Below are 8,694 nucleotides of genomic sequence, written 5' to 3' on the forward strand. Positions count from 1 at the left end.
TATCGATGATCGCGTCGGTGTCCCAGGTCATGAAGTTGAAGTCGTTATAGATCAGAACCGCGTTCGGGCAGTGCTCACGGGCAAGGCGGAACGATTCGGTGATCCAGTCGCTGCCAAAGGCGCTCTCGGCGTAGTTGGCCGGTGCGTGCGAGGGCAGCGCTTCGTTCACCACGTCGATCATTTCGGTATCGGGGTAGCGGTCACAGTAGTCGCTGATCCACTCTTCGATTTCCGCGCGCTGTTCCGCCGGGCTCAGGCTATCGATCCAGCCGGGACGCTGACTGCCCCACACCAGTACGTGAGCTTTGACCGGAATGCCGTTGGCGCGAGCAAAATCATAGATGGCATCGAGTGGACCCCAGTTGTACTGATCGCGCGTGCCTTCGACCGAGCCCCACTTGCCTTCATTTTCCGGGGTGATCTGATCCCAGTACTGCATGAAGTCGGAACGGACCTGGCCGCTGGTGGTGATGTTGCCCACGTGGAAGGGCGGGAAGTCCGGGTTGCCGGGATTCGGGTCGCTGCTTGAGCTGGAAGAGCTGCTGGAACTGGAGGACGAGCTGCTGCCATCAAACGGATTGCCGAAACCGATGGAACCGCTGCAGTGGAGCATTTCCGAATAGGAACCCGCACCGCACTCTCCGTCCCAGGCGCCGGTGTTGTCCTGTTGATCTTCCGCCTGGTAGGTGACGCCGTTGACGATCACATAGTCCACCTGCACGTCACGATCACCTTCATCATTGGTAAAGGCCACGCGAAGCTCTCCGGTGGCGTTGGTGCTCACGGTGTAATCCAGCATGCCGACACTCAACGTCCAGGTTTCGATCGTCTGGCCACCAATTTCGAGGCTGACGCTTTCGTCGCCGGTCACGCCACTCATGCGCACGGTCACGCTGTTGTCACCGCCGGCATCGGAGCTGCTGGAACTGCTTGAACTACTGGAGCTGTCGGAGCTGGAGCTGCTGCTCGATCCATCGCCCCCTGCCACATCAAGGGAGGCCAACTCCGCAATGCTGCCACCGTTGGCGCAGAAGCCGAAGCCGGTGCTGTTACCCGCCTGAATGGTGGCGTTATGAGCAGCGGGAGTCACTGAGGTTCCGCTCAGGTTGCCGTTCCAGAGGTTGTTGATGCTACTGCCATTAAGATCCAGGCCGACGGTCCAGTCCGTGATGGCACTACCGCCATTATTGTCGATGGTGACGCTGGCACAGTAGCCAGAGCCCCACTGGTTATCGACATTCAAGGTGGCCTCAGCGGAGCCGGAAGTTATGGCCTGCGCCGCCTGGGCGGATACAAATAACGCCGCCCCCAACATCAGTTTTCTGTGTAGTAAGTGGGTCATTTTCGAACTCCTGTTTCAAGTCATTATTGGCATATGGAGTGTTGCAAATGAATGCAAGAAAACGCCTGCTCACCGACGGAGGTTCGACTCAATAACAACTTAAGTGAATAACGCTGATTGTTGATTATTAGAACGGGTTATCAAGCGCTATTGGGTACCGCCGATCCGTAGGCGTCTTCTGGAGTTAACTACCGCACCCACATATTGTCAATTTGAACTTAAGGGGTTGGCGCCTGATCCTTTTATTGTTTCTCCGGTTTGTGCCACGCATCACGAATCTCGCCCGCTTTGCTTTCTAATCAAGGATAGGAACGCAATACCTTGGCCGATGAACCCTTTTGCAGGCTTTTTTATATAAGAACTTTGTTTTTACATAATAAATTTGGCATCATTCCCGCCAAGCACCATAAATCATAAACAAACGAGGCACCCCCCCAATGCGCTGGACCCAACCCCTGCTCTGTATCGGATTGGCCACTGCGGTCATGACCGGCTGTAACAGCCAACCCAACACCCCCAATCAAGCCGACCGGGAAGAATGGGTCGACCTGTTCAACGGCAAGGATCTGGATGACTGGATCATCAAGATTGCCGGCTCTCCTCCGGGCGAAAACACCCTGAACACCTTCCGCCTGGAGGACGGCAAGATCGTGGTCAGTTATGACCAATACGATGAACTGAACGGTCGCTGGGGCCACATTTTTTACAAGGAGCCCTTCTCCCACTACCGCATCGAGGTGGAATACCGCTTTGTGGGCGAACAGGTCGCCGGTGCGCCGGAGTGGGCCATTCGCAACAACGGCATCATGTATCACGCCCAATCGCCCTATGAAATGGCAATCGACCAGGGCTACCCCGCCTGCATGGAGGTGCAACTGCTCGGTGGCAACGGCACCGATGAGCGCCACACCTCCAATCTGGTGACGCCGGGTACTCATGCGGTTTATAAGGGCGAGCTGCGCGAGGACCACATCATCGAGTCCACCAGCAAGACCTACCACGGCGATCAGTGGGTCACCGCCGAAGTGGAAGTGCACGGCAATGACCTGGCGATTCACCGAGTGGAAGGTGAAGAAGTCATCCGGTACAGCGGCATGCAACTGGATGACGGTACGCTACTGCACGAGGGCTATATCGCACTGCAGGCGGAAAGCGCCCCTATCGAATTCCGCTCGGTGCGCCTGCTCAACCTCAAGGGCTGCATGGACGACAGTGCCAGCAACTACAAGTCCTATTTTGTAGCAAACGACCCGGACGCCTGCACTTACTGATGATGCACCGGGGTGAGTGACCGGCCATCCCTCATTGACCATCTCGCTTGAGCCGCCGTCCGAGTCCGGGCGACGGCTTTTTTATTGGCGTTGGTCAGATATACTAGCCACCCGTATACTGGACCCCTTGTTTCACCATCGGAGCTTTTCATGCTGGAAGCCGTCTGGATCGCATTTGCCTTCACCCTGGGATTTCTGGTTCACCGGATGGGCCTGCCCAACCTGATCGGCTACCTGGCCGCCGGCTTTGCCATCAGTGCGGTCGCCCCGGCACTGAACCTCCCCGAAGAGAATGGCGAAATACTGGATCATATCGCCCACCTGGGTGTGCTGTTGCTGCTGTTTACAGTGGGCTTGAAGTTGCGCTTGCGCAACCTGGTGCGCCCGGAGGTGATCGGCGGCGGGCTGCTGCATTTTACCGTGTCCTGTCTGGTGCTCGCCCCGGCGTTTTATCTGTTTATGGATATCTCGCCCTACACCGCCGGCATGCTGGCGGTGGCGCTGGCATTCTCCAGCACCGTGCTGGCGGCCAAGGTGCTCGACAGCAAGCGAGAGTTGCGCGCCTTTCACGGACGGGTGGCCATCGGCATTCTGATTGTGCAGGACCTGATCGCCCTGGTGGTCATGGCCTTTGCCAACGGCGAGACGCCCTCCTGGTGGGCGCTGCTGATTTTCGCTCTGCCGCTGTTGCGTCCGGTGTTCTATCGCCTGCTCGACATGAGTGGCCACGACGAGTTGCTGATGTTGCTGGGCTTGCTGTTGGCACTGGCCGTAGGTGGCCAGGGGTTCGAGTCTGTGGGACTCAGCTCCGAACTGGGAGCGCTGGCCTTTGGCGCCCTGCTGGCCAATCACCCGCGCGCGACCGAGCTGTCCAACTCGCTCTGGAGCGTAAAAGAACTGTTTCTGGTAGGTTTCTTTCTGCAGATCGGCATGGAGGGGTTGCCCGACGCCGACATGCTGATTTTTGCCGCCATCATGACGCTGGTGCTGCCCCTCAAGGGGCTGCTGTTCTTCGTATTGCTGCTGGCTTTCAAGCTGCGCGCCCGCAGCGCCTTTCTGACTGGCCTGAGCCTGAGTAACTACAGCGAGTTTGGCCTGATCGTCGCCAGTGTTGCGCTGCCGGAGTGGCTGGTGCCGATTGCCATTACCCTGGCGTTTTCCTTCGTGCTCTCCGCACCGCTCAACCACATCGCCCATCCGCTCTACGAGAAGCTGGCCAACCGCCTGCAGAAGCTGGAACGGGATAGCTGGCATCCGGACGAGCAGCCGATCTCCCTGGGTGATGCCGAGGTGGTGGTGATGGGTATGGGCCGCACCGGTGCCGCCGCCTACGAACGCCTGCAGAAGCAGGGCTATAAATTGATTGCCCTGGATTCGGACCCCGGCAAGGTGGACAAACACCGTAAGGCGGGACGCAATATTCTGTTCGCCGACGCTGAGGATCAGGCCTTCTGGCAGGGGTTGGACATGACCCAGATCAAGGCGGTGGTCCTGAGCATGAGCGACTCGGAAGCGAAAATCATTTCCGCCAAAAAACTGCGCAGCAATGGCTTTGAGGGCTATATCGTGTCTCATAGCCTGTACGAGGATGAAGCCAACCGCATCGACGCCGCTGGCGCCAACCGGACTTACCTGACGATGAATGAGGCGGGCACCAGCCTGGCCGAGCACATCTGTCAGTACATGCAGACCGGCCGGGCCGAGCACTGATCAGGCGACGGCCTGCTCAAGGAACCGGCGCATCCACTGGCCAACACGCTCACCCTGGTGAGGAACCGAGTAGCTTTCAAGCACCCGGGCCAGGTGGTCTGGCGTAAGTTCCTGTTTGCGGTACTGCAACAGGGCCTGAGCGTAGTCCACGCTGAATTCCGGATGGCCCTGAATGGCCAGAACCCGACCGGGGATATGGAAGGCCGCATTCGGACAGAAGTCGTTACTGAGCAGACGTTCGGCGTCGGGCGGTAAGCGGGTCACCTGGTCGCGGTGGCTGATGATCAACGAAACCGATTCGGCATCATCCACAAACGGTGGCTTGGTCAGCAACGGATAGGTCATCACCCCCAGGCCCCAACCGGTGTCCGCGCGCCCGGCCTCTCCACCCAGCGCGTGCGCCAGCAGTTGATGGCCAAAACAGACACCCACCATCGGTTTATCCGCCTCGAACAGCGCCCGGACATACTCACGCAGTCGGCGAATCCAGGGCTCATCGGAAAAGGCATCGTACTGGCTGCCGGTGATCAGGTAGGCATCATACTGATCCATGTCCGACGGATAGTCGCCCTCAATGACCCTGAAAATGTCCATCTCCCAATCGAGCTGTTGACGCTCGAACAGCGCCTCAAACATTCGGCCGTAGCTGTGGTACTTAGGCTGCAACGCCTCTCTCAGAATATCCGCATCCAGAATGGCCAATCGCATGCACTGACTCCCGTCTTGTTGATCAACTGCCGCCCAGCTTAACCCACCTTCCGCCGGATTCCACCACTTCGAAGCGCGCCCACTGCCGGAATTCTTCCCGCTGACAAATGCCGGTCTCATAGGCGTTGGCGCCGGCGACGTTTTTATAGATCACCTGATCCCGGCGCTGTTCCGCGGCGTCCGCCGCATCAACGACTTGCCTCACACACCAGCGATTTCCCAACTCTCCGTTACTGTAGAAACGACCGGCATCAATTCGCTGCGGGTGCTCGACCTGCTGCTCGGCGTGTTCGCGTGCCAGCTGCGTCAGCTCCACCAGCTCTTCCGTTGTAATGTCGACGTAGGAATTCAGCTGCTCCATGTCGGCCGCCAGATCTTCCTGACTGAGGGTGATGGAGCCGACTTTGGGCGGCGCGTGTCTGGTATGGTCCAGGCGGCGACTCCAGTGGGCCGGATAGCGGCGCCACGCGAAAAAGCTGTTGAACACCACCGCCGTGGCCACCAGGGTGAGCGCATTCAGGGCCACCGGGGTGATCACATAGTGGTAACCCATGGAATGTACACTGGCCCCACCGATGACCGCCACCAGAGCGGTGGCACCGCCCGGCGGATGAATGCAGCGCAGGTAATGCATGGCGGCCACCGCCAGCCCAACAGCCAGGGCCGGCGTCCAGAGCGTACCGGGAAACAACTTTTGGCAACTGACCCCGACTATTGCGGAGACCAGATGGCCGCCAATCACCGCCCAGGGTTGGGACAATGCCCCGTGCGGTACGGCAAACAGCAGTACCGCCGAAGCGCCCATGGAGGCGAGCATCAACAGGGCACCGACGTCGGCCAGATACCAGTGGGAGAAACCATACACCGCCAGAATGCCCACGAAGGCACCCAGTGCCGATAGCAGCTTTTCACTGTGGCGGGTCCGGTTGCGCTCAATGCCAAGATAGGCAAGAATTTCTCGCCAGAGAGAGGAGATAGACACCAACCTGTCCTCATGCACCAAAAAAGTGCGCATAGTATCATTAGCCGGACCACCATGCGTCGGTTATGCTGGCGCTCAGCATAGGAATTCACGTCGGGAGCACTTGATGAACACAGCCACTCAGGCTCTGAAGGGCCGCTTGCAGACGGTGGGCGAAGAAGCCGCCAATACCATCAGCCACGGGATCGGCCTGATTGCCGCCATTATTGCCACACCGTTCATGGTGGCCCGGGCCATTCGCCTGGAGGACCCGGCCTTTGTGGTGGGCGTCAGCATCTTCTGCGCGACCATGATCGTGCTGTACCTGGCCTCCTCCGTGTACCACATGCTGCCGCAGGGACGGGCCAAACGGATTTGCAAGGACATCGATCACTCGGCCATTTACCTGCTGATTGCCGGCACTTACACCCCCTTTACACTGGGCGCCTTGAGCGGCCCCTGGGGTTGGACGCTGTTTGGCATCATCTGGGTGCTGGCGGCTTTTGGGGTGTTGATGAAGAGCCTGAGGAAGCTGCACCACCCGGTACTCTCGGTGGGGCTGTACCTGGTCATGGGCTGGATGGTGCTGGTGGCCATGCACCCGCTAACCCGCGAGGTACCGGCCGCCGGTATCGCTTGGTTAGTGGCGGGTGGCGCATCTTATACGCTGGGTGTGGTGTTCTATGTGCTGGACTCGAAGGTCAAGTTCGCCCACTTTGTCTGGCACCTGTTTGTGTTGGGCGGCACCCTATGCCACTTTGTCGCGGTGTTTGGTTATGCCCACTGAGGTGGGTCAAGCGACTTGAAACAGACGATCAAAAAATCCAGGCGATCATCAACCAGAAAATCACAAAAAACAGGAAGAAGCCCAGCAGCATAAACTGCAACTCCCCCAACAGGCCGTCGCCGGAAGCCACGGCGAAGACCAGAAACAGCACGACGGTGACAAAGAAGGAGACAATGGCGGCGGTTTTCAGCCCCATGCCGGGTTCCAGATAGGACGCGGAGAATTCGGCCAGGGAGGGCAAAAGCAACATCGCCGCCACGCCCACCAACACCACCAGCGAAACCAGGACAATGGCAATCTTGCGGGATTCGTTCCTGTCCTTGCGATCTTCTTCCCCCACCATTACCGGGCGCCTCCGTTCTGGCGGGCCTTGATCAATTCGCGCACCCGGTTGGGTTCGGGCATCCCCTTGGCTTCGATTTCAGGTTGGTCACCAGCGGTGTAGATCTGGATCGTACCCACGCCAAAAATGCGATTGAAAAAACTCTGGTTGACCCGCACGGTGCGAATGCCCGAAATACTGAACTCGGCCCGGTTTTTACTGAGCAGGCCCTGTTCGTACAGAATGTCGTGCTCTTTCACCGTCAGCAGTGAGCCTTTACACTGCAAATACCACCAGAGCAGAATCAGCAGCCCCAGCCCGAAAACCGGAATCAGCAACAGGCTGACGATAAAACCGATGGGGTTGTTCTTGAACATGGCGGGGTGTTCGGAGTACAGGGGTTCGCTCATGGCAGGCTCCTTGTTCTTGGGTCAATGAGCTTGATAATAGCACTCCCGTGCGCCCCCTGCAGCCGGGGTGGTTCACACCCCGGACGATTCACTGAACTTCAGCGTGCCTTGAGTGGCAGCTCCCGGTAGCGGTTCTTGCCGGAGCCACCATCGGCGCCGCCGTCATAGACGTAGCCATAAGCCGCAGAAGCTTCATTCCGTTTGACCAGCGCACCGCGCACCCACTGCACCGATTCATCGTCGACCAACAACCGGGCTTCACTCCAGTCGCCCTCACCACCGTGTTCGGTGTGGTAGAGGTGGCCGGTATCCTCCTCAATAAACAGCACCTGGACACTGTTGCCATAGGCGATGGCGTCCGCCCCGGTCTGATCGGCGTCAACGGCGTTCTGGACCACGGTGCGGTCGCTCACCTGAACCGGGTCACTCCAGTTGCCCTTGGCGTCGAGCCGCCGCTCACAGAGATAGCCGTCCGCCCGCCGATAAATCATCACGACCGTTTCGGACTCCGGCTGATACACCAGGGGCAGAATGGAGCCGATATCTTCACTATCGGTGCCGAGTCCCTCCGCGATGGTTTGCCGCTCGGTCAGTTCATCATTGGGTAGTAATTGACGGTAGAACGCCCTGCCGTCATCGCCGGTGTAAGCCAGGTGCACCACACCATGCTTGCCGAGCACCAGCGCCGGGCCTGACAGAGCCGGACCGATGTCGGCATCAATCACGGTTTCCTCGCTCCAGTCACCCTCGGGTGAGCGGGTGCGGGAGTGAATTTTATCGGGGCCACCGTATACCGCCACCACGCTACCATCGGAGCGCACAGCGATATCGGCCACCTGGGTAGGTGGCTCTTCGGGGGAGGCCAGTCGTTCGTCGCGAATGGCCCAGGTATCCGGTTGCTCGGGGTGATCTGAGGTGCGGAACACGTGATAGAACACATGATCGGAGGTCTGGTGCAGCATATGGATCCTGTCGTCCACCCGAACCGAGGCGAAGCCTTCCAGGTCGCCGGTTTTGGGGCGGTGTGCGCCATCCACTTCGTACCAGCTCTCTCCACCATTGGTGGACTTGACAGTCATCAGGGCATTCCAGGTTTCCGCCGGTTCCATCAGAAAGTAAAGATCGCCATTGCTCGCCTCCCAGGGGCCGATGCGCATGGGCGTTTCCACAAAGGTACCTCCCA

At 58.9% G+C, this 8,694-nt stretch carries 8 protein-coding genes and 2 pseudogenes; 3 read left to right on the top strand and 7 right to left on the bottom strand.

Features of this window, described 5'->3' with window-relative positions; all coding sequences use genetic code 11:
* Both CMG77_RS00075 and CMG77_RS15660 read right to left on the bottom strand, forming a co-directional pair.
* Positions 1-970, bottom strand: a pseudogene (locus tag CMG77_RS00075) (endo-1,4-beta-xylanase); the annotation flags it as partial.
* Positions 971-1,039: 69 nt separating this feature from the next.
* Positions 1,040-1,342 (bottom strand): annotated as a pseudogene (locus CMG77_RS15660) (cellulose binding domain-containing protein); the annotation flags it as partial.
* Positions 1,343-1,779: 437 nt separating this feature from the next.
* Here CMG77_RS15660 and CMG77_RS00080 point away from each other — a divergent pair.
* The gene (locus CMG77_RS00080; protein ID WP_286903376.1) at positions 1,780-2,613 is read left to right on the top strand and encodes a 3-keto-disaccharide hydrolase; all 834 of its coding nucleotides are present in this window, start codon (positions 1,780-1,782) and stop codon (positions 2,611-2,613) included.
* A 150-nt stretch (positions 2,614-2,763) separates the two neighbouring features.
* Entirely contained in the window at positions 2,764-4,323 is a 1,560-nt protein-coding gene (locus CMG77_RS00085; RefSeq protein WP_123638121.1) for a cation:proton antiporter domain-containing protein, read from the top strand.
* On the opposite strand, the gene CMG77_RS00090 is transcribed toward CMG77_RS00085, so the two are convergent.
* Both CMG77_RS00090 and CMG77_RS00095 read right to left on the bottom strand, forming a co-directional pair.
* The gene (locus CMG77_RS00090) at positions 4,324-5,031 is read right to left on the bottom strand and encodes a glutamine amidotransferase-related protein (RefSeq protein ID WP_286903377.1); all 708 of its coding nucleotides are present in this window, start codon (positions 5,029-5,031) and stop codon (positions 4,324-4,326) included. It lies immediately after the preceding gene.
* 22 nt (positions 5,032-5,053) lie between these two features.
* The gene (locus CMG77_RS00095; protein ID WP_286903378.1) at positions 5,054-6,013 is read right to left on the bottom strand and encodes an HPP family protein; all 960 of its coding nucleotides are present in this window, start codon (positions 6,011-6,013) and stop codon (positions 5,054-5,056) included.
* A 106-nt stretch (positions 6,014-6,119) separates the two neighbouring features.
* Between CMG77_RS00095 and trhA the strand changes: the two genes are divergently transcribed.
* Positions 6,120-6,779 carry a PAQR family membrane homeostasis protein TrhA gene (gene trhA / locus CMG77_RS00100; RefSeq protein WP_286804850.1) on the top strand — a complete coding sequence of 220 codons (660 nt, stop codon included), beginning with the start codon at positions 6,120-6,122 and terminating at the stop codon, positions 6,777-6,779.
* A 28-nt stretch (positions 6,780-6,807) separates the two neighbouring features.
* Here the strand turns inward: trhA and CMG77_RS00105 are convergent, their stop codons facing one another.
* From CMG77_RS00105 to CMG77_RS00115, 3 genes are all read right to left on the bottom strand, one after another.
* Entirely contained in the window at positions 6,808-7,122 is a 315-nt protein-coding gene (locus tag CMG77_RS00105; protein WP_286804849.1) for a hypothetical protein, read from the bottom strand.
* Positions 7,122-7,511: a PH domain-containing protein gene (locus tag CMG77_RS00110; RefSeq protein ID WP_286804847.1), complete on the bottom strand. Its 390-nt coding sequence runs from the start codon at positions 7,509-7,511 to the stop codon at positions 7,122-7,124. Before CMG77_RS00110 ends, CMG77_RS00105 begins: the two co-directional genes overlap by 1 nt.
* A 98-nt stretch (positions 7,512-7,609) precedes the next feature.
* Positions 7,610-8,694 (bottom strand): sialidase family protein (locus CMG77_RS00115; RefSeq protein WP_286903379.1); only part of this gene is annotated, 1,085 nt, incomplete at its 5' end.

Source organism: Marinimicrobium sp. (assembly GCF_002695945.1).
Taxonomy (GTDB): domain Bacteria; phylum Pseudomonadota; class Gammaproteobacteria; order Pseudomonadales; family Cellvibrionaceae; genus Marinimicrobium; species Marinimicrobium koreense.